Annotated in this window: 25 protein-coding genes, 1 tRNA gene and 3 pseudogenes; 12 read left to right on the top strand and 17 right to left on the bottom strand. The window is 60.7% G+C overall.

All coding sequences use genetic code 11. The features are described 5' to 3' along the window. Positions 1-65 precede the first annotated feature (65 nt). Positions 66-136 (bottom strand) — tRNA-Asn (locus tag EN859_RS32680). Positions 137-386: 250 nt separating this feature from the next. On the opposite strand from EN859_RS32680, the gene EN859_RS32675 reads away from it, so the two are divergent. Together EN859_RS32675 and EN859_RS32670 are read left to right on the top strand one after the other, a co-directional pair. Then, a complete protein-coding gene (locus EN859_RS32675; RefSeq protein WP_127856683.1) occupies positions 387-1,466 on the top strand; it encodes a mechanosensitive ion channel family protein in 1,080 nt (359 codons plus the stop codon). A 66-nt stretch (positions 1,467-1,532) separates the two neighbouring features. After that, a complete protein-coding gene (locus tag EN859_RS32670; RefSeq protein ID WP_281015657.1) occupies positions 1,533-1,676 on the top strand; it encodes a DUF1445 domain-containing protein in 144 nt (47 codons plus the stop codon). A 372-nt stretch (positions 1,677-2,048) separates the two neighbouring features. Here EN859_RS32670 and EN859_RS32665 read toward each other — a convergent pair whose 3' ends face one another. From EN859_RS32665 to EN859_RS32640, 6 genes are all read right to left on the bottom strand, one after another. After that, positions 2,049-2,186 (bottom strand): hypothetical protein, encoded by a 138-nt coding sequence (locus EN859_RS32665; protein WP_245525821.1) that lies wholly within the window; start codon positions 2,184-2,186, stop codon positions 2,049-2,051. A gap of 46 nt (positions 2,187-2,232) precedes the next feature. Then, the gene (locus EN859_RS32660) at positions 2,233-3,015 is read right to left on the bottom strand and encodes an amino acid ABC transporter ATP-binding protein (protein WP_127856685.1); all 783 of its coding nucleotides are present in this window, start codon (positions 3,013-3,015) and stop codon (positions 2,233-2,235) included. 11 nt (positions 3,016-3,026) lie between these two features. After that, the gene (locus EN859_RS32655; RefSeq protein WP_245525820.1) at positions 3,027-4,082 is read right to left on the bottom strand and encodes an amino acid ABC transporter permease; all 1,056 of its coding nucleotides are present in this window, start codon (positions 4,080-4,082) and stop codon (positions 3,027-3,029) included. Between the two features lie 39 nt (positions 4,083-4,121). Beyond that, entirely contained in the window at positions 4,122-5,237 is a 1,116-nt protein-coding gene (locus EN859_RS32650) for an ABC transporter permease subunit (protein ID WP_127856687.1), read from the bottom strand. 69 nt (positions 5,238-5,306) lie between these two features. Further along, complete coding sequence (locus tag EN859_RS32645) at positions 5,307-6,341, bottom strand: transporter substrate-binding domain-containing protein (protein ID WP_127856688.1); 1,035 nt, start codon at positions 6,339-6,341, stop codon at positions 5,307-5,309. 29 nt (positions 6,342-6,370) lie between these two features. Continuing rightward, a complete protein-coding gene (locus tag EN859_RS32640; protein WP_127856689.1) occupies positions 6,371-7,585 on the bottom strand; it encodes a PLP-dependent transferase in 1,215 nt (404 codons plus the stop codon). Between the two features lie 80 nt (positions 7,586-7,665). Between EN859_RS32640 and EN859_RS32635 the strand changes: the two genes are divergently transcribed. After that, positions 7,666-8,562, top strand: coding sequence for a LysR family transcriptional regulator (locus EN859_RS32635; RefSeq protein ID WP_127856690.1), 897 nt, complete (start codon positions 7,666-7,668; stop codon positions 8,560-8,562). Between the two features lie 503 nt (positions 8,563-9,065). Here the strand turns inward: EN859_RS32635 and EN859_RS32625 are convergent. Continuing rightward, positions 9,066-9,740 (bottom strand): protein-L-isoaspartate(D-aspartate) O-methyltransferase, encoded by a 675-nt coding sequence (locus tag EN859_RS32625; protein WP_127856691.1) that lies wholly within the window; start codon positions 9,738-9,740, stop codon positions 9,066-9,068. A 501-nt stretch (positions 9,741-10,241) separates the two neighbouring features. Between EN859_RS32625 and EN859_RS32620 the strand changes: the two genes are divergently transcribed. Together EN859_RS32620 and EN859_RS32615 are read left to right on the top strand one after the other, a co-directional pair. Further along, positions 10,242-10,475 carry an AbrB/MazE/SpoVT family DNA-binding domain-containing protein gene (locus EN859_RS32620; RefSeq protein WP_127856692.1) on the top strand — a complete coding sequence of 78 codons (234 nt, stop codon included), beginning with the start codon at positions 10,242-10,244 and terminating at the stop codon, positions 10,473-10,475. Further along, the gene (locus EN859_RS32615; protein ID WP_127856693.1) at positions 10,472-10,876 is read left to right on the top strand and encodes a type II toxin-antitoxin system VapC family toxin; all 405 of its coding nucleotides are present in this window, start codon (positions 10,472-10,474) and stop codon (positions 10,874-10,876) included. Before EN859_RS32620 ends, EN859_RS32615 begins: the two co-directional genes overlap by 4 nt. Positions 10,877-10,952: 76 nt before the next feature. Here the strand turns inward: EN859_RS32615 and EN859_RS39870 are convergent. Beyond that, a pseudogene (locus tag EN859_RS39870) lies at positions 10,953-11,180 on the bottom strand (integrase); the annotation flags it as partial. Between EN859_RS39870 and EN859_RS40350 the strand changes: the two are divergent. Next, a complete protein-coding gene (locus EN859_RS40350) occupies positions 11,160-11,294 on the top strand; it encodes a hypothetical protein (RefSeq protein ID WP_281015658.1) in 135 nt (44 codons plus the stop codon). The pseudogene EN859_RS39870 and the gene EN859_RS40350 sit on opposite strands and share 21 nt — an antisense overlap. A 339-nt stretch (positions 11,295-11,633) precedes the next feature. Here EN859_RS40350 and EN859_RS32605 read toward each other — a convergent pair whose 3' ends face one another. The 3 genes and pseudogenes from EN859_RS32605 to cysK form a co-directional block, all read right to left on the bottom strand. Next, positions 11,634-13,079, bottom strand: coding sequence for a pyridoxal-dependent decarboxylase (locus tag EN859_RS32605; RefSeq protein ID WP_127856694.1), 1,446 nt, complete (start codon positions 13,077-13,079; stop codon positions 11,634-11,636). Between the two features lie 12 nt (positions 13,080-13,091). Beyond that, complete coding sequence (locus EN859_RS39865; RefSeq protein ID WP_245525825.1) at positions 13,092-13,460, bottom strand: glutaredoxin domain-containing protein; 369 nt, start codon at positions 13,458-13,460, stop codon at positions 13,092-13,094. A gap of 135 nt (positions 13,461-13,595) precedes the next feature. Beyond that, a pseudogene (gene cysK, locus EN859_RS39860) lies at positions 13,596-14,618 on the bottom strand (cysteine synthase A); the annotation flags it as partial. Between the two features lie 272 nt (positions 14,619-14,890). Here cysK and EN859_RS32595 point away from each other — a divergent pair. The 5 genes and pseudogenes from EN859_RS32595 (at position 14,891) to EN859_RS32575 (ending at position 19,872) form a co-directional block, all read left to right on the top strand. Continuing rightward, entirely contained in the window at positions 14,891-16,879 is a 1,989-nt protein-coding gene (locus EN859_RS32595; RefSeq protein WP_189502384.1) for a BTAD domain-containing putative transcriptional regulator, read from the top strand. Positions 16,880-17,379: 500 nt separating this feature from the next. After that, the gene (locus tag EN859_RS38410; RefSeq protein WP_189502382.1) at positions 17,380-17,538 is read left to right on the top strand and encodes a hypothetical protein; all 159 of its coding nucleotides are present in this window, start codon (positions 17,380-17,382) and stop codon (positions 17,536-17,538) included. 229 nt (positions 17,539-17,767) lie between these two features. Beyond that, the gene (locus EN859_RS32585) at positions 17,768-18,913 is read left to right on the top strand and encodes a hypothetical protein (protein ID WP_127856696.1); all 1,146 of its coding nucleotides are present in this window, start codon (positions 17,768-17,770) and stop codon (positions 18,911-18,913) included. Positions 18,914-19,137: 224 nt separating this feature from the next. Then, a pseudogene (locus EN859_RS32580) lies at positions 19,138-19,427 on the top strand (adenylate/guanylate cyclase domain-containing protein); the annotation flags it as partial. Further along, entirely contained in the window at positions 19,420-19,872 is a 453-nt protein-coding gene (locus EN859_RS32575) for a substrate-binding domain-containing protein (protein WP_189502380.1), read from the top strand. The pseudogene EN859_RS32580 and the gene EN859_RS32575, both read left to right, overlap by 8 nt. On the opposite strand, the gene EN859_RS32570 is transcribed toward EN859_RS32575, so the two are convergent. Continuing rightward, positions 19,819-20,409: a hypothetical protein gene (locus EN859_RS32570; protein WP_127856698.1), complete on the bottom strand. Its 591-nt coding sequence runs from the start codon at positions 20,407-20,409 to the stop codon at positions 19,819-19,821. The two genes, EN859_RS32575 and EN859_RS32570, sit on opposite strands and share 54 nt — an antisense overlap. A 231-nt stretch (positions 20,410-20,640) precedes the next feature. Beyond that, positions 20,641-21,069: a dihydrofolate reductase gene (locus EN859_RS32565; protein ID WP_127856699.1), complete on the bottom strand. Its 429-nt coding sequence runs from the start codon at positions 21,067-21,069 to the stop codon at positions 20,641-20,643. A 460-nt stretch (positions 21,070-21,529) separates the two neighbouring features. Here EN859_RS32565 and EN859_RS32560 point away from each other — a divergent pair, with 460 nt between their 5' ends. Next, positions 21,530-21,796, top strand: coding sequence for a hypothetical protein (locus tag EN859_RS32560; protein ID WP_127856700.1), 267 nt, complete (start codon positions 21,530-21,532; stop codon positions 21,794-21,796). A gap of 31 nt (positions 21,797-21,827) precedes the next feature. Here EN859_RS32560 and EN859_RS32555 read toward each other — a convergent pair whose 3' ends face one another. The 3 genes from EN859_RS32555 to EN859_RS38825 all read right to left on the bottom strand — a co-directional run. Beyond that, positions 21,828-23,849, bottom strand: coding sequence for a PAS domain S-box protein (locus EN859_RS32555; protein ID WP_127856701.1), 2,022 nt, complete (start codon positions 23,847-23,849; stop codon positions 21,828-21,830). After that, entirely contained in the window at positions 23,846-24,610 is a 765-nt protein-coding gene (locus EN859_RS32550; protein WP_127856702.1) for a response regulator, read from the bottom strand. The genes EN859_RS32555 and EN859_RS32550 overlap by 4 nt, the downstream gene beginning before the upstream one ends. A 381-nt stretch (positions 24,611-24,991) precedes the next feature. Beyond that, positions 24,992-25,177 (bottom strand): hypothetical protein (locus EN859_RS38825; RefSeq protein ID WP_210237737.1); only part of this gene is annotated, 186 nt, incomplete at its 5' end.

The following is a 25,177-nucleotide window of genomic DNA, read 5'->3' as shown; positions in this document are numbered from 1 at the left end:
GGGGAAGCCGGTTTCTGATATCTGGAATATCTAGGAATAACTATGCAATAGGCGCGGAAGTTGGCTTCCCCGAGTCGGATTCGAACCAACGGCCGCTCGATGAACAGTTGAGATCTCAACCGTGAGCTATCGGGGAGCTGCTGATACCAAGCTCAACTTAATTTCGGATAGGGCTATAAGGCATTTGCCGAATATGATGGCGACGTCGCATCTTTCTGCTTGCCGCCCTATTTCACCAGGGACGGGGCCGCCGGAATGAAGGCCAGCTTTCGGGGACCGGCAAGGAGCCAGTCAGCGACTGACATTGGGTCGTTTGCCGGAATGCCGCCGTGGAGGAACGAGAAGGCACTGGCTGGGTGTTGATGGCCACATCGGGAGGTGAACCCATGGAACCGCGCGCCAATGAACAGGAGAACCTTTCCCGACTCGAACGGGCCGCGCAACAGACTGCTGATCCAAAAACCATGGAACAGAAGGCGAAAAAGCCCGAGGAAAAATTCCGCTTCAGCCTTCGCAAGGGAGACGTCTGGTGGACGATTGGTTTCGCTGCCGCTGCCTTGCTGCTTTTTGGCATCCAAGTCCTGATCAATTGGCACTTAGAATGGCTTGACGCGCCTTTGCGCGTTCGCGTGCTGAACTACGTCAGGGGCGGCCTTTTCATTTTCGTTATGCTGACGGTTGCGAATGTTATCGAAGTCTTTCTCATTGGCCGAATTCCCAATCGTGTTTCGCGTTTCAACCTGCAACGTATTTTTCGATTGGTCGTCGTCGTCGCCATCGTCTTCGTGGCCATTTCAGTCTTATTTGTGAACTGGTACGCTGCTGTTGTTTCACTCGGCCTGATTTCACTGATTCTCGGCTTTGCGCTGCAAATGCCGATCTCCAGTTTCATCGCGTGGATTTATATTCTGGCCAGGGCGCCTTATCGCGTTGGCGACCGCATTCGCATCGGCGATGCCCATGGCGATGTCATTGATGTCAGCTATCTCGACACCACGTTATGGGAATTCGGCGGCGAATATCTTTGGACCGATCATCCGAGCGGGCGCGTCATCAAGTTTCCGAACTCCACCGTGTTTGACACGCCGGTCTTCAACTATTCCTGGCCGCTGTTTCCCTATGTCTGGAACGAAATCAAGTTCCAGCTCGCTTATGAAAGCGATCTGGAATTCGTAGCGAAAACCATGAGAGAGGTCGTCGACGAGCAGATCGGCGACATCATGAGCCAGAAGGTGAAGGTCTATAGGCACATCCTGTCGCAAACGCCGGTGGACGAACTCGAAGTGAAGGAACATCCCGTGGTTCATTTTCGCGTCAGCGAAAACACCTGGCTCGAGGCCATCGTGCGTTACCTTGTGCCGCCGAAGGAAGCGGGGCGCACCAAAACACGCTTGATCAAGGAAATGCTGGCACGAATGAATGCAAAACCCGATCGCGTGCTGTTTCCGAAGAGCAATTTGAGGTGACCTTCCTCACGCCATGCCCGCGAGGAGCCGCCTCCCGGCGGCAGCGCAGCGGCCGCCGCGAGACTCATCACATTCTGGGCCAGCAGCCTGACCGCCCAGGACGCTCTTGCTCGTGCCGAACTCGCGATCTCGATCACAGTATCGCCGGGCCATATGCTGATCACCGATGTGGATGCACGAGCGCATGCGGGCGCTTTCAAGGTCTATTAGTCGTCCCCGCTTGACCTGAGAGAATTATCGGCCACTCGAGAGCCTTGTGAGAAGCGTGGCTAGCTCAGACTGCCGATGCGTTTGCGTCTTTGCGAAGACGGATTTCAGCTGGTTGCGCGCAGTCTCATAGGAAACGCCAATCCTAGGATCTCGATTCGACCGACAGTCCTCATCGGCCCTTCCCACAATTGTTCGGCTGATTTGTCAAGGCCGCCTTCGACCAGTTTGCTGCAGTGCAACCAAAAGTGAAGATCGTTGCAAGAACGGTATTGCTCTAAGCCGCCATGCGCCACAATATTTTCCATACATTTTTGTATGGCCTGTTTATGGCTCGTGCCCAAATAAACGCAACCGCGCGCTGCGATGTCGGTTTTAGGTCCGGCTCACTACCGCTGCGGCAACAACCAAATAATGCGAGACCTTTGCGAGAGCGACGATTGCGACAAAGCTCCATAGCGGCTCGCGCAAAACCCCAACGACCACGGTCAGCGGATCGCCGAAGATCGGCATCCAACTCACCATCCGCCTAGCGCGCCGGGCCGGCCGAAGAGCTTGGCTAATTCAGGATCTGGGCAAGAAACAGCTTACTCCGCTGATGACGCGGATGGGAGAAGAATTCGGCTGGGGTGTTCATCTCGATGATCTCGCTCTTGTCCATGAACACGATGCGGTCGGCGACCTGGCGGGCAAATCCCATCTCGTGCGTGACGCACAGCATGGTCATGCCATCCTCGGCCAGCGCAACCATGGCGTCGAGCACTTCTTTGACCATTTCCGGATCGAGTGCCGACGTCGGCTCGTCGAAGAGCATGATTTTCGGGCTCATACAGAGCGCGCGCGCGATCGCAACCCGCTGCTGCTGGCCGCCTGACAGCTGGCCGGGATATTTGTGCGCCTGGTCCGGAATCTTCACTCGTTCCAGATAATACATGGCGGTCTGCTCGGCTTGCTCGCGCCGCATCCTGCGCACCCAGATCGGCGCCAGCGTCAGGTTCTCCAGAATGGTCAGGTGCGGGAACAGGTTGAAGTGCTGGAACACCATGCCGATGTCACGGCGGATTACGTCGATCTTATTCAAATCATTGGTGAGTTCGACGCCGTCGACGACGATCTGTCCCTGCTGGTGCTCCTCCAGCCGGTTGATGCAACGGATCATGGTTGACTTGCCCGAGCCCGAGGGCCCGCAGATCACCAGCTTTTCGCCGCGAAGGACCGTCAAGTTGATGTCCTTCAGGACATGGAAGTTCCCGTACCACTTGTTCATCCCGGTCATTTCGATTGCCGGCGGATCGTTGGGATCGGGCATGGGCGGAACGCGCTTGGCGGTGGACGATAACATCACGGCATTTCCTAGTGAGCGGTGGGGCCGCGCCGCTCCAGGAAGTCGGCGAAGCGGGCGAATGAGAAGGAGAGCGCGAAGAAGATCGCGCCGATGAACAGGAACGTCTCGGCCGCTGGCGATGGCCAGTCCGGGTCGGCCAGCACCGCTTTACCGGAGCTGATCAGGTCGAACAGGCCGACCACCAGGACAAGGCTGGTGTTCTTGATCATGACGATGATGGTGTTGGCCAGCGCCGGGATCGCCACCCGGATCGCCTGCGGCAGGATGACGAGATATTGCGTGCGCCAGAAGGGCAGGCCGAGCGCCGCCGCGGCCTCGTACTGGCCATTCGGAATGGCCTGCAGGCCGCCGCGAATCACCTCGGCGAGATAGGCCGCGGCGAAGATGGTGAGGGCGACCAGCGCGCGCACGAACTTGTCAGGCAACAGGGCCTCGGGCAGGAACAGCGGCATCATGATCGATGCCACGAACAGGATAGACAAGAGCGGCAGTCCGCGCACCGATTCTATCAGGACCACGGCGCCGATGCGTATCGCGGGCATGGTCGAGCGCCTGGCCAGCGCCAGGAGGATGCCGACGGGGAAGGCGACGCCGATGGCAACGACGGTGAGGATGAGTGTCACCGGCAGGCCGCCCCAGGACGAGGTCGGAACCTCGGTCAGGCCGAAACCGCCGGCCATCAGCCAGAAGATCAGCACGAGCGCCGCCACCCAGAGCGCCGCCAGCCGCGGAGCCCAGCTGGCAGGCCGCACCGACCAGGCGAGCAGAGCCAGGATAAGCATGCAGACGATGGCGGGGCGCCAGCGTTCGTCGAGCGGATAGATGCCGAACAGCAACTGCCCGGACTTGGCGTAGATGAAGCTCCAGCACGCTCCGGTGGCCACCCGGCAGGCGCGTGGACTGGGGTCGAACAGCACGGCATCGATTACCAGCCAGCGCAGCATCGGCGGTACCGTGGCGACGAGCAGAACGCCGAACAACAGCGTCAGGACGGCATTGAGCGGCGTGCCGAACAGGAGCCTGGCGGACCGCCGCAAGGCGCCGAAGCGGATCTGTCCTGGCATTGGCTCGGCCGGAAGGGGAAGAGACAGGGCCTTCATGGTTCAGCGCTCCACGATGGCGATGCGACGGTTGTACCAATTGGCCGCGCTCGACAGGCTCAGGTTGAGGGCGAGATAGACGCCGAGGATGATGAAGACGCCCTCGATCGAATGGCTGGACTTGCTGATGATGGTGTTCATGACCGCAAGGAAGTCCGGATAGCCGACTGCGATCGCCAGCGTCGAATTCTTGACGACGTTGATGTATTGGCTGTTGAGCGGCGGGACGATCACCCGCAGCATCTGCGGGATGATGATCACACGCAATATTTTGCCGCGCGGCAGGCCGAGCGAATGACCTGCGTCCCACTGACCGCGGCCGACCGAAAGCACGCCGCCGCGCACGATCTCGGCGACGAAGCCGGTGGTGTAGATGGTCAGCCCGATGAGGATGGTGCTGAGTTCGGGCGTCAGTTCCTTGCCGCCCTTGAAGTTCGACCCGGTGAAGGTCGGCCAGTCCACGGAGAACTTCGCATCGGCAAGCCAGAGCCCGGCAACGCCAACCGCGAGGATCGCCGGCGCGGCCAGCGGCGGCATCCATCCTCGTCTCGCCGCCGCCCAGCCGGCGGCCGCCAGTGCCAGGGCGAGAGCAATGACGAGCAATCCCGCGGTGGCGACGTCCATGCTGACAGCCGGCACCACAAAGCCGCGCATGGAGGCGTAAACGCCTGGCAGGGGATTGAGCGCTTCGCCGACCGGCGGCAGCACCTTCCACCACAGCGAGTAGAGAAAGATCAGAAGCACGATCGGCGGTGAATTGCGTGCAACCTCCACCCATACGCGGCAGGTGCCCGCCGCCAGGGGATTGCTGCTCAGCCGGGTGACGCCGACGACGAGGCCGAGCACGGATGAAAAGACGATGACGACCGCGGAGATGAAGACCGTATTGGCGAGCCCGGTCACGATCGCCCAGTAATAGGGGTCCCGCGACTTGTAAGTGAGGATCGCTTCCGAGATGACGATCCTTGACGGCATCGTCAGGAAATCGAAGCCGATCGGGATACCGCGTGCCCTGAGATTGGCGAAAGTCGTGCTGACGAGCAGGGCAGCGAAGGCGGCAGCCAGGGCCACTGGGGCACACTGGATGATGATCGATCTGGTCTTGGCGTCGCTCAGCATGTCGACCTCGACGGTTCGCGGCGTTAGCAGGGAAGGGGAGCGTCGGGCACGTTCCCCTTCATGTGCGGCTCAATCCCAGGGGAAAGGATAGTTGAGGCCGCCGTCCTTCCACAACGCGTTCAGGCCGCGGTCGACCTTCAGGGGGCTGTCCTTGCCGAGATTGCGATCCCAGATCTCGGCGTAGTTGCCCATTTGCTTGATGACGTTGTAGGCCCACTTGTCGTCCAATCCGAGCGGCTTGCCGAAACCGGGCTCCTCGCCCAGCACGCGTTTGACTTCTGGACTGCCCGACGCAAGCTTTTCATCGATGTTCTGCGAGGTGATGCCGTTGGCTTCGGCCCAGAACAGCGCATTGAGTGTCCAACGCACGACGTCGAAAAGCCGATCGTCACCGCGGGCGACCGCGACGCCATTGGGTTCGGCGGCCTTGCCGACCTGGATGATGTCGTAGTCGTCCGGGTTCTTGGCCACCGAGGCACGCTGTCCGGCTGCCGCGGTGCCGTCGGTGACGTAGGAATCGCAGCGGCCGCCGAAGAAGGCGTCGCGCGCTTGAACGGTCGAGTCGTAATAGACTTTCTCCATCGCGATCCCGAACTCTTCCTCGGTTTCCTCGATCGCTTTCTCGGTCAGGCTGCCACCGCCCTGCAGGCAGACGGTCTTTCCGTCGAGCAGTTTGGGCTCGGTAATCTTATCGGCCTTGCGCACGAGCATGCCGTCCGTGTCGTAGAGATTGATCCAGACGAAGCGGACAACAGTATCGCGACTGTAGGTGATGGTGGATGTGCGCGACAGAACGTCGATTTCCCCAGTCTGCAGCGCAGGAAAACGCTGGCCTGCGTTAAGCGGCACGTAACGGATCTTGTCTCTGTCGCCGAGGAGGGCGACCGCGAAAGTGCGGCAGATGTCGGAATCGAAGCCGCGATAATACCCCTTCTCGTCCGGCCGCGAGAGACCGGGCACGCCCTGGCTGGCGCCGCAGCTGACATAGCCGCGCTCCTTGATCTTGTTGATGACCGCCTGCGCGCTGGCGTCCACGGCACCCGAACTCAGGCTGGCCAATCCTATCGCCAGACCCGTGAGCCATTTCAGACTTTGATGTTTCATAGTTATTCCCCTTGTCGTTGAGGTTATCGTCATTCGGCGGCCTTGGCGTCGGCCGCGGCGGTTCCGTTGCGCCGGGCTTCAGCAAAGAGTTCGAAGGCCTGGGAAAGGTCGGCCAGAAGATCGTCGAGCGCCTCGAGGCCGATCGACAGGCGCCAGACCGGGCCGGGCTTCAGCCAGTCGAAGCTGGCGCGGCCCTTGCGCGGATCGCTGACGGCAATCAGCGAATGCACGCCGCCCCAGCTTGCGCCGAGCCTGAACAGCCGCAGGCTGCGCAGGACATCGGATTGCAGTGGCGCCAGTTCCGCCCGCAGCACGAAGGAGAACACGCCTGCCGATCCGGCGAAATCACGCTTCCAGACCACGTGGCCGGGATGGCCAGGCTCCGCGGGATGCAAGATCTGCGCGACTTCCGGGCGTTCCGATAACCAGGCGATGATCTTGCGCGCGGTGCCGTCGGCATGACGAATGCGCACCGGCATGGTCATCAGGCCACGCTCGCACAGCGCACAATCCTCCGGCGAGACGCCATAGCCTAGGAAGCGCGCTGTATCCTTCAGGCGCCGGAACAGGGCGTGGTCATGCACTGCGACCGAGCCCATCAGGAGGTCGCCATGGCCGCCGGCGTGTTTGGAAAGCGCCTGCATCGAGATGTCGACGCCATGAGCGAGCGGCTTGAACAGCAGATGAGAGGCCCAAGTGTTGTCGGCCGCGACGAGCGCGCCGGCCTTGTGGGCCGCGGCCGTGATGGCGGGCACATCCTGGACTTCGAAGGTGGCCGAGCCAGGCGATTCTACCCAGACCAGCCGCGTTCTGCCGTCGATCATGGCCGCGATGCTTGCGTCCAGCCGTGGATCGTAGGAAACCGCCTCGATCCCGAGGGGGCCGAGAAAACGCTCGGCCATGTCGCGCGCCGGGCCATAGAGCGTTTCCGGGATCAGAACCCTTTCGCCGCCACGGCAGACAGCCATGGTTGCCAGCGTGATGGCCGCCATGCCCGACGGGACGACGAGAGCCCGCGATCCGCCTTCCAGCACGGCGATATGATCTTCGAGCTGCCGGCTGGTCGGTGTGCCGTAAAGTCCGTAGCTGAACCCGTCGTACAGACGCTCGACGCGACGCTCGAACGACTCCAGATCGTCAAAGACAACGGTCGAGGCTCGCTCGACCGGCATCGCCACCGCCTGGAACGGTTCCTCGGAGCGCTTGGGAGGATGGACATGTGAAGTGTCGTCGCGTCGGTTCATGGGCGCAGCTTAGCCGGCTCACCCATTGCCATCTATGGCCGCAGCGATAAAGTTAATTCGCTGTTGATATGGGCTGCACTATGAACCTGCGCGACATCGATGTCTTCAACGCGATCATGATCGCGCGCGGCGCCGGCGCGGCGGCCGCGCTGCTCGATACCTCGCAGCCGGCCATCAGCCGTTCGCTAGCCAAGCTAGAGGCCGAACTCGGCTTCAGGCTTTTCGACCGCATTCGTGGCAGGCTGGTGCCGACACGCGAAGGGGAGTTGTTCCATGCCGAGGTGAAAGCCAATCTGGTCGGGCTCGACCGGCTCAAGCTGCGTGCGGCCCAGATCAAGGAGGTCGGCACCGGTACCATCCGCGTCGCCAGCCTGTCGGCGCTCGGGCATGGGCTGGTGCCGCGCGCCATCGTAGCGTTCTCGCGCCGGCATCCGCAGGTACGCATCAGCTATCAGGTCCGCACCTCCAATATCGTGCGCGACCTGGTGGCGTCTGGCAGTTTCGATATCGGGCTCGCGGCCGACGAGGTCGACACCAGCGGCGTGCTGCACAGTATCTTCACTACGCCGCGGGCCGTTTGCGTGATGCCGAAGAACCACCGGCTGGCGCGGAAGGAGATAATCACGCCGGCCGATCTCGCTGACGAGGCGTTCCTGGCATTGTCACCGGAAGACACAGTGAGGCTCGCCATGGACAAAATCCTGACCGCGCATGCCGTGCGGCCGCGCATCCTGATCGAGACGCCCTACGGCCTGACCATCGCCATCCTCGCGGCGAAGTGCATGGGGATCGGCCTAGTGAATCCGTCGGTCATTGCCGACCGCATGATCGGCGGCATCGTCGCCAGGCCATTCGAGCCGGCCGTGCACTTCCGCGCGCTGCTCCTGCGTCCGCCGGACGGCATCAACTCGGCGCTGATCACCGACTTCATCGCCGAACTCTACGCGGCACGCAATGCGCTATCGAGCGAACCGTAGTCACGCGCTCGCCGCTGGATTCGTCACACGCGATCAATCCCGAGAAGCCGCTCCAATATGGCGAAATGGGTTACATGCCTCCTGAGGGTGCCGTCGTCTTCAAGGCCTATTGTCGACCAGTGGCTGCATCTTGCCAAGGCGACGGGTGAGTTCGACCGCATCTACGGTTCCTACGTCAAGTAACGCCCGACGACGACGCGATCCAATTGCAGCGCCGTGGGGCATGCCCTGACAGTCCTGTGAGAGTTGCGGTAACGCTCTATGCCCGGCGTCCGGGTTTCTCAACCGTGATGCTTTCCGTCCTTCCGAGCGCCCTTTCTGCGTCAGTGTAATAATTCCATGTTGAACGGAGCGGTGCTGCGACTGCTGCTGGGTTTTGGGCGGCGCAAAACGCGAGGCGCTGTCACGGGCACGTTCGGGTTAAAAACGACCATCGCGCTGCCTGCGTCATCTCTGGCCATCGCGAAGTTGCTGACCCGTGAGGCCAGATGTGCGCACCTTCATTAGACCGTTTCGAGCCGGCTGAACCGAACCGGGATGAGTTTGCGAGTCTTCAGTTGCCCTGCCGAATCCTTGTCGATGACAGTCAGCAACTGTGCTACTTCAGGTCCCACAGGCAGAACCAGACGGCCCCCAGGCTTGAGCTGCTCCAGTAAAGCCGGCGGCGCCCGCTCAGCCGCCACTGAGACCAGGATCTTGTCAAATGGGGCGTGATCGGGCCAGCCGCGAGACCCGTCCCCGACACGAATGCCGACATTCGAGAAGCCAAGGCCCTGCAGCAGAGCCTCAGCATGGCTTGCGAATTCCTCGATGATTTCGACGCTCCAAACTTGCCCGGCGAGCTCGGCCAGAATTGCGGTTTGGTAGCCCAGGCCGGTGCCGATCTCGAGTACCGCCTCGTGCGGTTGCGGCGCAAGGAGATCGGTCATGAGAGCAACGATGAACGGTTGCGAGACGGTTTTGTCAAAGCCGATCGGCAGCGGCCTGTCCTGGTAAGCATAAGGCGCAACCGAGGCCGGCACGAAGAGATGCCGCGGCACCCGCCGCATCGCCGCCATTACCCGCTCATCGAGCGCCGCCTTGCCAAGCTCTTCGCTTGCAAGGTCGGTATAGATTGCAATCATCTCGACCATGTGCCTGCGTAGCACCGCGAGATGCTCTTCGGTCATTGGCTTCATGACGGTCGGGCTTTCCTCAACCAGCTTGCTGCAAGAGAGCCTTATATCCCGTTCGTCATAGCAAAGCCCGCCATCATTTCCAGTTGCGGGTGCCCAGGGCAAGCGTGGGCGACCGTCTTGGCAGGCTATCGCCGTCGGCGACCCTGGAGATTCCGGCGCCATATCGCCGTAGCAGTTGTGTGCCTACGCTTTATCTGGCGCTCGACATCATGGCGGCCGTTGTGGCTTTCACTTCCCGATTTCATTGAAGCCCTAAGCTGAAAAGTCCGACCCGCGGTTTTTGCCTTGCCGCTTCAATCAAAGGCGGGCGCCGGGTCTTTTCCGAGGCTGTTTGCCCCTGTCCGTGAACTGAAAACGGTCGCGGTGATGCCGAATTCCGAAGGCAGCGGCGAAGGATCTGCGGACGTGCCGTCCGCGGCTAAGGGTTCAGGGCAATTCGATACTTGAGTCCATTGCCCGGAGGTAATACCATATTTCCAAATGTCCTTACCGAGGCTGTAGATGACCACCACCGTAACCGCAAAAGGTCAGGTGACCATTCCCAAGCCGGTGCGCGATCTCTTGGGGATTGCACCGGGCAGCAAGGTGGATTTTCGCCGCACAGCCGACGGCAGCGTGGTGTTGGTTCGTGCGGATGAAAAACGGCCGGCGAGCCGCTTTGCCAAGCTGCGCGGCCATGCCGGCAAGGGGCTTGGCACGGACGCGATCATGGCCTTGACGCGCGGCGAAACGTGACGCTGGTCGACACCAACGTTCTGCTCGACCTCGTCACCGACGATCAGGACTGGGCGGAGTGGTCGATCGAGCAGCTCGAGGCCGCCTCGCTGCGCGGACCGCTACTGATCAATGACGTCGTCTATGCAGAGCTCTCGGTCCGCTACAGCCGGATCGAGGATCTCGACAGGTTTCTCGACGCGGCCGGCCTTAAGATCGCGACGATGCCGCGGCCGGCGCTGTTCCTGGCCGGAAAGGTGTTGACCCAGTATCGCAAATCGGGCGGATCGCGCACCGGAGTGCTGCCGGATTTCTTTATCGGCGCCCACGCGGCAGTCAGCGAATTTGCGCTACTCACTCGCGACGTCGGCCGTTATCGCACCTATTTCCCATCGCTAATGCTGATCACGCCAGCCTCGTGAGCGCGCCCGCCGCCGGTCGGGAAGGTCCTCGGCATAGCGCGCGGGGAGGGGGACTCCTACAGGCAGCTCGCTTTGGTCAGTTGACCCGGAATCGGTCGCGGCAGCGCTGGTATTTGCTGGTCATTTCCGCACTGTGTGTGGCCGAGCTGCTCCTGCACGTAGCGCTCCTCGATCTCGGCCGAAGATGCCAGGCCAGCCCGGAGCGAATGCCCGGAGAACAGCAGTTCGCGCTCTCCTTCCGGCAGGTCGGCGCGAGCGCGGTCTGCTTGACCAGGCGGGCGACATGCTTGTCGGAAAGCCGCTCGACAGATTAGGACCAACACTGGGCTTGCGCATCTTCTCTGCGTCGTCGAACGAGCCGGTCATGACCATCAACATCAAGCCATTTGCGCGTCGCGACATTGCGCGTCTCACTTGAGAAATTGAAGCAGGCGGTGGAGACGTAGATGGCGGGCTATGCCTGCCTAGTGAAAATCTGATGGATGCTTGGTACCCGGCATCGAACGGCCGGAGGCGACTCCCTTCCGGACCTTCCGGCGCCGGATCCAGTTCCCGAAACTTGACCTTCAGCGGAACCGGACTTCATGACCCTGTCCGGACTTTGAAAGAGAACCACGCGAACCGCCGCATTGTCCTGCGAAGCTGACGTCCGGCCATCTATCACGAGCGGCTTGAGGCTGTTGATAGTCAGACAGTCAGGCAAGTCCTCCTCGGCAAAGCGAGGAAGTCAGTGCCCGAACTGACGATTAGGCAGAAATCAGCAGCAACTGGCACCCTGATGTCGCTCGGCTAAAAAGCTGCACCAGGCATCACGAATATCGTCCGCCAGCTTGTCCATGGCCATGATGGTCGCGCCTGCGCCAATCACTGAAACACGCAGAATGGTTCTTGCATTCCACGCCGCCGTGCGCAGAAAATAATTCGTGGTTCCATTGAGCCGGTCGCATACCGCTTGGGTGGCGCGGTCTCGCTGGGCGCTTTCGTCGTTTTCCGTCCCAAATGTCAGAGCCAGCTGATTGAGAACGACGTCGTTTTCAACTCGCACGCCAGGAACGTCTACCAACCGACCCGCCAGTCGTTTCGCCGCCCGGCAGTGGTTGTCGATCACCTCTATAATGCCATGCCGCCCCAGCGTTTGCAGCATGGTCCAGACAGCGAATCCACGCGCCCGGCGCGAGAGTTCCGGGCCGAAATGGGTCGGATTGCGCCCGTCATCGGCGGAATGGGTCAAATAGCCTGCGGCGATGTCCATGGCCCGGCGCAGTGCCACGGGGTCGCTGACAATGGCGAAGCCGTTCTCATAGGGCATCTGCAGCCATTTATGGCCGTCCACCCCCCAGGAATCGGCGCGCTCGGCGCCGGCGGCCAGCATTTTGAGATCCGGTGCGGCCCGCGCCCAAAGCCCGAAGGCTCCGTCAATATGCAGCCATGCGCCGGAGCGGCCGGCAAGATCGGCAATAGCGTCAAACCGGTCGAAGGCGCCGCTATTGATGTGTCCGGCCTGGCAAATGATGATTTTCGGGGCGCGGTCTATGCCATTGGACCCCGAACCGAGGGCCTCCGTTAGGGCTGCAACATCCATCATTCCTTGGGCATTGGTGGGAATGCGAACGAGATTGCTCTCGCCAAAGCCCAGATAACGCAGCGCCGCGAAATTCGAGGCATGCGATTCATCGCTGATGAACACCTTGATCAGCGGCGCGCCTTGCAGCCCCTCCCGGGCGATGTCGCACCCAACGCGGCGCAGCACTTCGCCGCGCGCAGCGGCAAGGCCGATGAAACCGGCCATTGTCGCGCCGGACGTGAAGCCCACGGCGGCCGTTCGCGGCAGATCGAGGAGATCAAGCAGCCATTTGGCTGAAATTTCCTCGGCTACCGCCGCGGCGGGCGAGGTGTGATAGATGGCCGCGTTCTGTCCCCAGGCCGATGTCAGCCAGTCTGCGGCGACGCCGGCCGGATGGGAACTGCCCATGACCCAGCCATGGAATCCTGGCTGGGTATTGCCCACCAGACCGGGCCCGGCGGCGCGGACGAGGTGGTCGATGACCTGATCGGACGGTCGGCCAATATCGGGCAGGCCGATGTCGAAGCCGGCCCGCAGTTCCTCAACTCCCGCCAAGCTGTGGAGGCGTTGCGGGTTCTGCCGGTAGTCGGCGGCGATGGCGGCCGCCAGCCCGGCAACGGCAAATCCATCTTTGGCCATTGGTGGCAACACCTAGCGCGGATGCAGCCAGTTGGGCAGCAGTGTGTAGGCGTCCAGCACCTTGTCGGCATCGAAGGAGACGCGACTAGCGTTAAGCAATGCCTGCAGGCTGCCATCATTGAATGCATCCAAGGTTTCAGTGCACCCGCCAATGTGCTTTCCTCCGACAAAAATCTGGGGGATGGTCGGCGCGCCCGTCACCTTACGCAATGCGACCCTTACGTCACCGCCCCAACCATCCTTCTGGTATTCGACTGAGTCCAGATCAATCGAGCGGTAGGTGACGTCCATCGCTTTGAACAGGCGCCGGACCGACCAGCAGAACTCGCACCATTCGAGCGCGAAAAGGACGACCGGCTTGCTATTGTCATTCGTCACCATTTCGACGAATCCGGCCGCGGCGGGCGTCGGATCGGCCACCGCAACCGCGGCTGGCGCAACCACATTCTTACCGTCGAATCGGTGGCTGGGTGTGCTGCCCGCGATAAAAAGCTCTTCCTCGCTCATATCCGCACCTATCGATTCGAACAGCGGCGTGGAAAGATAGCGTTCGCCGGTGTCCGGGATCATGGCGAGGATGCGCGAACCCTCTGGTGCAGCGCGGGCGACCGCAAGGGCCGCGGCAAAAGTCGCGCCGCCGGTAATGCCGCAAAAAATGCCTTCCTTGGCCGCGAGCTCGCGCGCAAGCCGCATTGCCTCGGCACCGTTGACCAGTTCCATACGATCGATATGGCCTGCATCGATCACGTCCTTTACTAGCTTTGGAATGAAGTCCGGCGTCCAGCCTTGCATGAGGTGCGGTCGAAAGCCGGGCTGGCTCAACGCCGGCGTGCCATCGTCGTTGTATGTCTGGGCAATTCCGCTCGAGATCAGCGGGGAATTGTCAGGTTCGGTCGCAACGATCACCGTTCTGGGACTCTTGGCTTTGAGGACGCGCGAAACGCCCCTGAACGTACCGCCTGTGCCGAGCCCGCTGACCCAATAGTCGAGCCCGTTGGGTCCGAAATCGGCGAGGATTTCCTCAGCCGTGGTGCGCGAGTGAATATCCGGATTAGCCTCGTTCTCGAACTGGTGGCACAGAAACCAGCCGTGCTTTTCAGCCAACTCCTTTGCTTTGGCCAGCATGCCAGTACCTTTGTCGGCCGCTGGCGTCAGGATCACCCGCGCGCCAAGGAACCGCATGAGCTTGCGCCGTTCGACGCTGAAGCTCTCGGCCATGGTGACAACGAGCGGATAGCCCTTCTGGGCGCACACCATTGCCAGGCCAATTCCGGTGTTCCCGCTTGTGCCCTCGACAACTGTCTGTCCCGGCTTCAGGCTGCCGTCTCGCTCGGCCGCCTCGATTATGCCGAGCGCCAGCCGGTCCTTGACGGAACCTAGCGGGTTGAAAGCCTCGAGCTTGACGAACATGTCGATGCCATCCGGCGCCAGTTTGTTGATCCGTACAGTTGGCGTGTTGCCGATCGTATCGAGAATGGAACTGGCGACGCCGCTTGCGGGCTTGCGCGGTGCGGGCGCTGTGCGGGTTGACAAGGTCATGTTTGAGGTTCCTCTCTGAGCCGGGGCAGATTGTGGGACGTCCGAAAGAGCCTTCAGCATGGCGGCTTCACTCGATTCGATCCCTCGGCTGGCATCACGGTGACCTGACCGTTACTATGTCGGTGCGCACCTGGCCGGGAATTCGGCGTTAATGACGCGTTAAAATTGGAACTCCCGTCAAGTAACTGATGGGAAATTTGCGTCGCCACCGAGGGAATACGGTTGCCGCTTGCGCAACATGCCGTCTTCGCGCGCACAGGAACGAGCAGCGCATGGGCAAGATCGCAATTCGACTATTCGGCCGGCTGGAAGTCCGCGGTCCGGACGGCAAACACATTCCTGTAGTCGGCGCCAAGCTGCAGGGCCTAATGGCTTATCTTGCGCTCAACCTCGACATGCCGCCGAACCGCGACCAACTCATGACTCTGTTCTGGGGCGACCGCTTCACAGAACAGGCGCGGCAGAGCTTGCGCCAGAGCGTTTGGAAACTGCGCAAACTACTCGATTACGGGTCGAACGAGGTCGTCGCCACCTTCAACGACCAGGTCAGCTTGAATTCAGAACTCGTGACGACGGATGTTGAGCGCTTTTCGAGTCTTGTCGCTCAGCGCAAACCGGAAGCCGATCTCGAAGCCGCCAGTCTTTATCCGGGTGCATTCTTGAGCAATCTTTATGTACGCGAACAGGACTTCCAGGACTGGCTGTTGACCGAGCGGGGGCGTTTGGCAACCCTCGCTTGTCCGGCCTTCGAGCGCGGTGCGGAATATTTGCTTCAAAAAGGCGAACCGGACGCGGCCATCGCTCTGGCTCAGAGGCTGGTGATGTTCGATCCGCTGCGGGAGTCTTCGCATCGGCTATTGATGCGCATCCATGCCCAGCAAGGGCAGCGCGCCGCCGCAATCCAGCAATACAAGAACTGCAGCGATATTCTTGAACGCGAATTGCAGGTTGAGCCTAGTCCCAACACTCAGAAACTGCTTGCCGAAATCCGCCGGGCCGGCTTCACCGGGCCCGACGATCTTTCATCGGCGCCGGAGCCGCATTTAGCCGACGTTCCGGGGCCGACACATGGGCAAACAACCGTCACGGTTCTGCCTTTTTCAGCCCAACCTGAATCTCCAGAAACCGAAGCTCTTGCCACTATGCTGTCTGAGGAACTGGCAGCAGCGCTATCCAAATATCGCTGGCTCGACGTGAAGGCCAGTCCGGTTGCCGAAGCACGGCGGCTGACCACAAGCGATATGCAACGCATTGCCGCGAACCAATTGGTGCGACACGCCGTGGACGGATCGATTCGGCAACTGGGCCAGCAATTGCGGTTGAACGTGAAGCTGATCGGGCTCGAGCAGGGCCGCTATCTCTGGGTACACCGATATGACCACAGGGGCGAAAATCTGCAGGACATGGTCGACGATCTGAGCCAGACCGTCGCTGCCTCCATCGAGGCGGAACTCGTCATGCTTGAGGGCGCCGGAACACGGTCGCTGGACGAGAGTGAAATGAGTGCGTGGGATTTTTACCATCGTGCGCTTTCGGTGCAGTATGAATTCAGCGGCGAAACCAACCGTGAGGCGCAGCGTCTCTTTGAGCGCGCACTCGAACTCGATCCACGATTTGCGGCCGCCATGGCGCGGCTTTCATATGCACTGGTGATCAACGCCATCTATTTCGGCGCTGATCCAGGTGCCGGGCTCCTGGACAAGGCGCTCCAACTTGCCCGCGAAGCAAGCCGGCTTGATCCTCGCGACGCGGTCTGCCGTTTTGCGCTCGGGCGGGTCTATTTGGCGCGCGGCGAGTATGAACGGTCATTTTCCGAGCTGCACGCGGCAATCAATCTCAATCCGTCCATGGCCCAAGCCCATTGTGCCTTGGGCGATTCGCTTACTTATGCCGGGCAGATGGACACGGCGCTGCCCTGCTTCCAAGAAGCAGTGCGATTGAGCCCTCAAGATCCATATCGCTGGGCTTTCCTGAACTACGGGGCGATGGCGCATCTGTTCCGGCTCGATTTCGAGCAAGCCGCACGATGGGCGATCGAATCGGTGCAGGTGCCAAATGCGCATTTCCTGGCGCGTGCCGTTCTTGTCTCTGCCCTTGGCCATCTGGGGCGCATCGACGAGGCCGCCCAGGCGCTGGCGGAACTGAAGCGTGACGAGCACGAGGTCAGCCTAGAGTTCCTACGCCGGCGGATGTTTTATCTCCGCGACCAGAATCAGATCGGCATCTATCTCGACGGATTGCGCAAGGCGGGGCTGAGGTAGCGTCCGCTTTGTTTTGGCAACATCATCGACCGAACCAGAGCTAACCGTTTGAACAGTGCCTGACTCGGCAATGTTGGACGGCGCCGCCGTTATCGCCGGCGATCCCGCCAGGCGGCGCCAGGGTGCGCAAGCGCTATCACCTTCCGGCGACACCCTGCCAGCGCTTGATGGAACATCCGCTGACGCCGGCGTCTGTTCGCGCGAAGCTGGCGCAGATGGCTGCGCAGCTGGATCCTGATGCTGAGCGACATGCGAGCCGCACAACAGCGCCTTGTGGCCTCAGCCGATCGATTACCCACATCAGATTCCGCGGTGTCCGAGCCGGCGCTCGATGAGTTCCTTTCAGGCTTGCGAACCGCATGGAGGGAGGGCGAAATACGACCTACTGGGAAGCCGAAACCAAAACAGAAGCGGGAACGGCGGCGTCCTGATCCATTTGCAGGGGTCACCCACGAGCTACGTGGCTGGTTTGAAGAAGGGCGTGGCAAACGAGCCGGGAATTGCTGGCGCGGCTGCAGTCGGAATACCCGGAGAAATATCCCGATCTCCTTCTGCGCACGCTGCAACGTCGCGTCAAAATATGGCGAAAGGAAAAGGCTCATGAGATGGTGTTCGGCACAACTTCGTCAGCAGCGACCTTCCAAGCAATGACAGAGTGACGGATCGCGACCACGGGGGAACATCCTGGTGAGGCAGCGGCAGCGTTGCTCGGGAGCACTCCTCGGTGAGGCAATACGAGGTCTCTCCCAGATCGCCGCGCTATACATTTGAGGACGATGGGAACATCAGGGCGCAAGCCTACATCCCCTGCATTGACGGCATAGGCTCTCGCCCTAAGTTGATCCAAAATAAGTCCCAAGGAAAGTAAGTCCTAAGGGAGGACGGGCGATGATTGTGAGCGGCTTCAAAGCCGAAGAAGACATCGCGCGCGCAGAAGTTAGATGGGAGGAAGCAGGCAGGGACACCCAAGAGATATCTGTTCAGGGGTACGACTTGTACGCGGACCCCAACGCTTTTCTGATTTTGTGCTTCCTGCCGGCATGGCATGCAGGCGAGCGGCGGATTGTCATAGAGGGTGGTGGTATCTGTCCTGTGCTCCGAGCAAATCTGGCGGCTGCGTCGCAGACACTGACGCGATGGCATCGACTCGCCGATCCTCCGCGCATTGAGGCCTCAACCGAAACGCGCTTGCCGGGAGAGGGGGTCGGACTGTTCCTTTCGGGCGGGATCGATTCACTGGCTTCTCTGAGGAGTAACCTTCAAGGAATCCCGCGATCGCACCCGGAGGCGGTCTCAGCAGCCATTCTCGTCGGCGGCAACACGTCCGAGCGCAAGTTCATGCGTCTCAGAGAAGTGCATGAGATCCTTGCGCATGAGGCGGGAGTGCAGGCAGTCGTCCTGCGCACGAACGCGCAATCCCTCCACAACAACAACATGTCGTTCTACATTAATATCTATCACGGAGCGTTCTTGGCCGGGCTCGCGCATTTCGTCGGCGGGCGGCTCCGGAAGGTAAAGATCTCAGCAACCTTCGATGCTGCCAATCTGGAACCTTGGGGCTCGCATCCACTGCTTGACCCGTTCTATAGCAGCGCCCATATGGCGATCGAACATCATGGGCTGGAGATGTCGCGGTTGGCTAAGACGGCGATCGTGGCTGATTGGCCGGTGGCATTGGATCACGTCAAAGTCTGTGGTTCATTGGAGAGCGTCGGCGAGAACTGCGGGCGATGCGAGAAGTGCCTCCGCACGATGCTGGCCCTGATAGCGCTCGGGAAGCTGAATACGACTGCGGCATTTCCTCAACGCGACCTCCGAGCGGAAGACCTCACGAACCTCAAGATCGATAACGCCTATCAGGCGAGTTGCTATCGCGATCTGCTCTTGCCGCTACGCGATCGGGGCCGATCCGATCTGGCGGCAGTGCTGGAACGCAAGCTCGCTCCGCCAACCCGCCTGAGCCGGCTTGTGAGGAAGGCGCGCACCACCTTGGGGCCCGCCAATCGCCTCTTCAAGGCCGCTATTCGCCGATAGCCGCCTCATCGCGTTCGTTCTGCGCGCTCCGTATCGCTTCACCCCTGCCGCTTACCCCAATCGAAAAGCTCATCCCGCATCCGAAACCCATCACAGAAGCGGCCATTTGTCGAGTGCCGCGATCCGATCCCAATCGCACGGGTGGCTTTCGTATGTCTGAACACACTGTTGAGATGGATAATATCGGCGCAACTTTGTGCTATATCCTGCCTGTGCGAGCGGCGATGAACGAGACGCGGAAAATCGCGGCGATACTGATCGCCGGACGAGGATCGTACGTTGGCGCGGCTTCGTACGCTCCGGAGCGATCTAATTGAGCCGACCATCGCTGTGTATCACGATCGCGTGGTTAAGCGCAGGCGATGGAACCATTGTCGAGTCTCGTAGCGTCGTCGATGCCGTGCGCTGCGCCGTCGAAGTGCAAAGCGCCATGGTAGAGCGCAATCTCGGCCTTCTCCCTGATCGCAGTATCGAATTTCGGATCGGCATCCATCTGAGCGATATCGTTGAGGAACGCTGATCTCTCCAGTGCTGATGTTCGCTACCACCATCCAAGCTGGCAACGGCTGTTGGGTTATCTGGAAGCCCATCGTGCCGCAGGCATTACGCCGGATCCGCGGTTGATCCGCCGCGTGGCGGTCTATTCTAGCGAGGCAGCCCGCAAGGAAGCGCTCGATCTGCTGACAATGCGCAATGCGCCGTCCGCTCTATTTACCGCCGACGGTGTGATGTCGACAGGCGTTCTGGAGGCGACTTCCGCACTGAAGTTTGCGATTCCAGGCAACATTTCGCTGCTTTGCTTCGACGACCTCGACTGGATGCAGTTCGTGGCCCAGGGTCTCACGGCCATCGCGCAGCCAGCGCATTTGATCGGAGCGGCGGCAACGGAGCTTCTCTTGAAGAGGCTAGCAATCGCTGCCGAAGGCGGTGTCGAGGTCGATGCCGAGCGCCGGGCTTAGGCCATAATCGAGTGCCTGCTGGAATGCGAAGCCATCGTCGTCGAAGCCGAACAGAGCGTCGGAACGCGGATTGACGGTGATGTTGACGCCGGCCCTTGCGAAGCGCTGCCAGGTCTCTTCGGGCACACGGGTGCAGTGGTTGAAGATGTTGCGCGGACCGAGCAGGCCCGGCTCGTCGAATTCTGGTCCGAGCTTGGCCAGGTCGCCGATGAACTCGGTCAGGATGCGCATGTCGAGGTCGCGCGCGACCCGCCACCAGTCGATATTGAGTTGGCCGAACAGGCCGACCCGCACAAGGCCGTCGCCCTGGTTCCAGATGGAGGCGAGGCGCTTCAAGTCGCCCTGCAAATGCGTGGACGAAGCTTTCTTGTCCATCGCAGCACCCAACATGTGCAGCGCACGGATTCCGCTGTCGTCGAGCGCGTCGAGGGCCGCATCGGTATGTGCCGGGCTGCGCGAGGAGTGGCAGGCATCGATTACGGTCGTGATGCCGGCATCAATGCAGGCGAAGGCCGTCAACTTCGTGCTGAGATACATGTCGGTTGGGCGGTTGCCCGAAGCTGACGGTCTGCCCTCGGCCCGAACACGACGTTAGAGTATCTGCTCGGCAATGACGGCTTCTCGCGCGTTGTGCCGTTTCGGAATGGATGTCCTGGGCAGGATTGCAGGATTGCTGATCAAGATAGGATCAAAAGTTGCATAAGATGCGGTGTGGAACTTGGGTCGCGAGATGGTCCAAATGATCCCAGATCGGTACGAGCCGGGCCTTCAATGGTCGCGGTGATTTCTTGCAACTTCGCCACCTTCCGTAAGCCATCTTGCATCGAACCAGCGGTCCGCCGGCCCGTCATAGGGCAGCCGCGTGACATCCCAGTGGCTGACGAAGCGCGCGTAGGCGTCCCAGACCGGTGGACCGCCGCCGATGAAGACGACACGGCCGGCAAAGCGCTTGAGCGTGTCCTCGGGATCCATGCTGGAGCGAACGACGACAAGTTCCCGATCCGCGCGAGCAAAATCCGGAACGCTCGCGATCGTCTTGGGACCGGCGAGCAAGACGTGTCCTCTGGTGATGTCGAAAAACCGTGCAACGTCGGCGACGAACTCCGGCGACCGGTTGCCTTCCCATGGAAGGCCGCCATCGAGGCCGAGCTGCCCCGATTGGCCGATGGCACAGACAACTCTAACGACAGTCTTCATGAGTACTCCACCGATAGCCGGTCTGATCGCATTCGCGACGCTTGCACGTCATGCGGCGCAACGTGTTTCCGTAAGGTGTTGCGCCCGACAACCGCCTCAAACCCTAATATTTACCTTCATCTCTCAATCGATGGCGCTGCTCGTTCGCTATCACCCGTGCATCTTCACGTGATTTGAAGGGGCCAAGGGTGCGCCTATCGCGACCGTCGACGTTCACTTTAATATACCAGCGACCGTCCTTCTCCTCGACGTCAATCGTTGTCTGCGGACGCTTCGGCAATGGGATGGCACCACTTCTGTTTGACCAACGTGAGAAAAGCATTTCGCGGCATTTCGGGCAAATGCGGCATAGCAACGTTGCAGCGGTGTTCGGGTGCCGAACGACGTCCGAAGCGCTTCGTCTAATACTTTAGTTGTAATCTCTCGCGCGTTTGATATCGTGACGGCGGGAGGAATTCAGATGGCGGTGGAGTGCACATCCGCGCCCCATATGGGCGTCTTTTCAGCCATTGAACTGGATCTCTTGAGGGGTGTGGTTCGGGAAATTTTGCGGTCCGGCGAAGCGGAGCTTGACAACGGGGACGCCGAAATGGTCGCGCGCGTAGTGATCGCAGCCTACAAGGACGGCGTCTCGGGTCGCGAGGAATTGCTTGAAGTCGCCCGGATTGCCGCCAGGCGCTGCGCTCTCGACCATTTTTACGATCGAGCAGTGGGCTTGTTCGCATAGGATTTCGCATCTGACGCAATTCAGGGCGGAGTTACGTGTCATCTGCAAGAAGCCGGACCAGGCGGGACACGTCCTCCGGGCGGAACGGCTTCTCGATAACCGGGCACCCGCTCCGCTCGAGGAACCGGCCGGCGGCCGGGCCAAGTGTATCGCCGGTGACAAAGCCAATACGGCGTGCAAGATGAGGCTTCGCCTCCTGAAGCCAGTAAAAAAATGACGGCCCATCACCATCGGCCATTCGGATGTCGCAAAGGATGACGTCATAATCATTGGTGCGCACAAGCGCTTTCGCGTCCTCGCCACTCGGCGACAAGTCGCAGGTGAAACCCTGCCGGTCGAGGAGTTCAGCAAGGATGCCGGCGATTTCGTCTTCATCGTCCACGACAAGAGCCCGGCGGACCTCGGGTTCGGCTACCTTCCTGTCGATCGATTCAAGAACTCTTTCGGATGCCGACGTCGCCGCTACACCAACCGGGATTTGGATCACGAAAGAGGCGCCCCGGCCCGATTGTGACGGCTGCAGAACCAGGCTTCCCCCTTGGGCCTCGATCAGACCCCGGGAAACGGCCAAGCCGATGCCCGTGCCAATACCTTGCGGTTTGGTGGTGAAGAACGGATCGAAAATACGATTGCGGATCTGCTCCGGAACGCCCGGGCCGTTGTCGCTGACGGTCAGGGCGATGTTGGATTTGGCATGATCGTGCCGAATGGACACGGTGATCCGGCGCAGGCCAGAGACGTCCTCAAGCGCCTGTTGGGCGTTGAGGATGAGATTAACTAGAACCTGATGGATCTGGTCGCCATCGGCCCAGACGCGCGGCAGGCCGGGCTGGAGGTCTTTGGCAAGTTCGATGCCACCCGTTTTGAGGCCATAGGAAAGAAGGTCTATTGCCCCATCGACCAAAGTGGACAGGTCAACCTCACGCCGCTCGCCTGCGCGCTGACGCGCCATGGCGAGAAAAGTGCGCACTATTCGGGCACAGCGCTCCGCCGCGGCTTCGATCTTTACACTGCGCTCGGCGATCTTGTGGAGGTCGGCATCGCGTAGCGGCGAAGAGTTGGCAGCTTCACGCAGCATGAGCGCCTGACCGGTGACAATTGAAAGCGGGTTGTTGAGCTCGTGCGCGACACCGGCAAGCAGCGAGCCTAGAGCCGCAAGCTTCTCACTCTGATGCAGCGCGTCGCGCTGTCGCTCGATCTCCTCATGGGCACGGCGGACCTCGGTCAAGTTACGAATATGTGCCGTGAAGAACCTGCGGTCCGGCAGCCGCACCTCCGTTATCGCTAGTTCGACCGGCAGCAACGTACCGTCGGAGCGCATTGCCTCGATCTCAACCCGGCGGCCCAGGACCGCCGCTTCCCCGGTGACCATGTAACGCTCCATGCCGGCATGATGTCGAGCACGCAGGTGCTCAGGAACGATCAGTTCAGCGATCGGCTTGCCGACAACCGCTTCGCGGCTGTAGCCGAAGGCCGTCTCGGCGGCGGGATTGAATTCAACGACGCAGCCGTCTTCGTCGATAACGATGACGCAGTCGAGCGCGGATGCGACGATCGCGGACGACATGGTTTCCACTGCGGTCTGCGCTTCGAGCCGCTCGGCGAGCTCGCGCTCGCGCAGCTTGTGTTCTGTGAGGTCGAGGCCAATTGCTATGACGCCCTGGATCTGTCCGCTGGCGGACATGAAGGGAACGAAGTTCTCTTGAATATAGCGCCTGCCCAGCTCGCCATAGTTCGCCCAATCTTCCCAGCGAACTCTGTCTCCAGAATAGACCTTCGTCGCGATTCCCGAGTAGGACTCATACACCGGCTGTCCGAGCACATCGGCCATGTGCTGCCCGATGATCCGATCCATCGGTAGCTTCACGAACTCGAGAAATTTGCCGTTTGCATAGCGATAGGTGTTATTGCGATCAACGAATACGGCCCAGGCCGGCATCGCGTCGAGGAGGGCGCGCAGAACGCGAATATCTGGCGCGTCGAAATTGCTCGTTTGGCCCGCTCCAGCGCCTGTGACCACCTGTTCATCCAGGTCCAGGGGTTCATCCATCATGCGGGTGTCTCGGGTGGGGCAAATAGATAACCGACACCGCGGATGGTCCGAATGACTTCGGGTTTGGCCGGGTCGATCTCGATCTTGCGACGCAACCGCGTGATGCGAATATCAATGCTTCGATTGAAAGGTTCGGTTGCGCGGCCGTGAGCGAGCTCGAAAATACGTTCGCGGCTGAGTACGCGATGAGGGTTTTCGACGAATACCCTCAAGAGGTCTATTTCCATCAAAGTCAGGCGCTGCCTCTCTCCATGGGAAGCCACCAGGCAATGTCTAGGAAGATCGAGCATGACTTTTCCGAATGGGATCAGCCCTTCCCTTTGCGACGGCACCCGATCGGCCAAAGCCACCGGTCCCGCATTGGGCACGTCACTTTGGCTGCCTCTCTGGAGCCGCCGCAAAACCGCCCTGAGCCGCGAATGCAGTTCCCGTAGGTCGAACGGCTTAGCCACGTAATCGTCAGCGCCGATCTCAAGGCCAACGACACGGTCGATCACGTCACCGGCCGCGGTGACCATGATGATGGGCACCGAGCTGGAGGCGCGCAAGCGGCGCGCAATGGCAAAACCATCTTCGCCAGGCATGTTGACGTCAAGCATGATGAGATCCGCAGATCCGGCTGCCAGATGGGCATCGAGCGCACGACCGCCCTCCGCGGTCCTGACGTCAAATCCCTGCTGGCCGAGATAGTCGGCAAGTGTTTCTCGCACGCCTTCCTCGTCGTCAACCACGATCAGCCGCGGCGGGCAAAGCGTTGTCATGGAGCGGCCGTGCCTCGCTCTGCCAATGCGCGTGGGGCGCTCCAAACCTGGCCGGCTGCTCGCCCCCGCATTTCAACCATTTACGACCCCATACCACAGGCGAAGCGATCATGAGGCGGAGAGTAGCGACTTCCCGGCATCCTCGCCAGTGGACGAACCAATGATGCCAGAGATTTCCGGCGCGGAAATAATTGAAACAGTGAAAGAGGCCCAGCTTGATATCGGCAGGGCCAGCGTGTTCCGCATCTTGAGGGACGTTCCTGCCGTCTCAATCGTCAGACACCTGACGAAATGACTAGCACCGTTCAGGCCCGACGTTGGTGAGACAGGCAGGGGCAACTGAGAATGCCCAAGCCACACAGAGAGCGGCGACTTGGAGGCTCACATCGCGCCTTGAAACTCCTGCATGCTTCGTTTGACCTCCTCAGAGGGGAGGGGTCCACGGCTTTGAATCCGGGTTAACGGATTGAAGGTTGGAGGATTTGTTCGAGGTATTTGTTGTTTCTTGCAGCGCGCTTTCGGCGCAGCTTGATGCTTCGCTTGTCGTCGATTGATCGCACGAGGTTC

The sequence above is a fragment of the Mesorhizobium sp. M00.F.Ca.ET.216.01.1.1 genome (genome assembly GCF_004010325.2).
Taxonomy (GTDB): domain Bacteria; phylum Pseudomonadota; class Alphaproteobacteria; order Rhizobiales; family Rhizobiaceae; genus Mesorhizobium.
This window is presented reverse-complemented; position numbering and strand designations above follow the sequence as displayed.

Bases quoted from the DNA above. Each gene is read 5' to 3' on its own strand.
- EN859_RS32675 (WP_127856683.1), top strand. From the start codon at position 387: ATGGAACCGCGCGCCAATGAACAGGAGAACCTTTCCCGACTCGAACGG.
- EN859_RS32665 (WP_245525821.1), bottom strand. From the start codon at position 2,186: ATGCCGATCTTCGGCGATCCGCTGACCGTGGTCGTTGGGGTTTTGCGC.
- EN859_RS32660 (WP_127856685.1), bottom strand. From the start codon at position 3,015: ATGTTATCGTCCACCGCCAAGCGCGTTCCGCCCATGCCCGATCCCAAC.
- EN859_RS32655 (WP_245525820.1), bottom strand. From the start codon at position 4,082: ATGCCAGGACAGATCCGCTTCGGCGCCTTGCGGCGGTCCGCCAGGCTC.
- EN859_RS32650 (WP_127856687.1), bottom strand. From the start codon at position 5,237: ATGCTGAGCGACGCCAAGACCAGATCGATCATCATCCAGTGTGCCCCA.
- EN859_RS32645 (WP_127856688.1), bottom strand. From the start codon at position 6,341: ATGAAACATCAAAGTCTGAAATGGCTCACGGGTCTGGCGATAGGATTG.
- EN859_RS32640 (WP_127856689.1), bottom strand. From the start codon at position 7,585: ATGAACCGACGCGACGACACTTCACATGTCCATCCTCCCAAGCGCTCC.
- EN859_RS32635 (WP_127856690.1), top strand. From the start codon at position 7,666: ATGAACCTGCGCGACATCGATGTCTTCAACGCGATCATGATCGCGCGC.
- EN859_RS32625 (WP_127856691.1), bottom strand. From the start codon at position 9,740: ATGAAGCCAATGACCGAAGAGCATCTCGCGGTGCTACGCAGGCACATG.
- EN859_RS32620 (WP_127856692.1), top strand. From the start codon at position 10,242: ATGACCACCACCGTAACCGCAAAAGGTCAGGTGACCATTCCCAAGCCG.
- EN859_RS40350 (WP_281015658.1), top strand. From the start codon at position 11,160: ATGCTTGTCGGAAAGCCGCTCGACAGATTAGGACCAACACTGGGCTTG.
- EN859_RS32605 (WP_127856694.1), bottom strand. From the start codon at position 13,079: ATGGCCAAAGATGGATTTGCCGTTGCCGGGCTGGCGGCCGCCATCGCC.
- EN859_RS39865 (WP_245525825.1), bottom strand. From the start codon at position 13,460: ATGGTGACGAATGACAATAGCAAGCCGGTCGTCCTTTTCGCGCTCGAA.
- EN859_RS32595 (WP_189502384.1), top strand. From the start codon at position 14,891: ATGGGCAAGATCGCAATTCGACTATTCGGCCGGCTGGAAGTCCGCGGT.
- EN859_RS32585 (WP_127856696.1), top strand. From the start codon at position 17,768: ATGATTGTGAGCGGCTTCAAAGCCGAAGAAGACATCGCGCGCGCAGAA.
- EN859_RS32570 (WP_127856698.1), bottom strand. From the start codon at position 20,409: ATGTATCTCAGCACGAAGTTGACGGCCTTCGCCTGCATTGATGCCGGC.
- EN859_RS32565 (WP_127856699.1), bottom strand. From the start codon at position 21,069: ATGAAGACTGTCGTTAGAGTTGTCTGTGCCATCGGCCAATCGGGGCAG.
- EN859_RS32560 (WP_127856700.1), top strand. From the start codon at position 21,530: ATGGCGGTGGAGTGCACATCCGCGCCCCATATGGGCGTCTTTTCAGCC.
- EN859_RS32555 (WP_127856701.1), bottom strand. From the start codon at position 23,849: ATGATGGATGAACCCCTGGACCTGGATGAACAGGTGGTCACAGGCGCT.
- EN859_RS32550 (WP_127856702.1), bottom strand. From the start codon at position 24,610: ATGACAACGCTTTGCCCGCCGCGGCTGATCGTGGTTGACGACGAGGAA.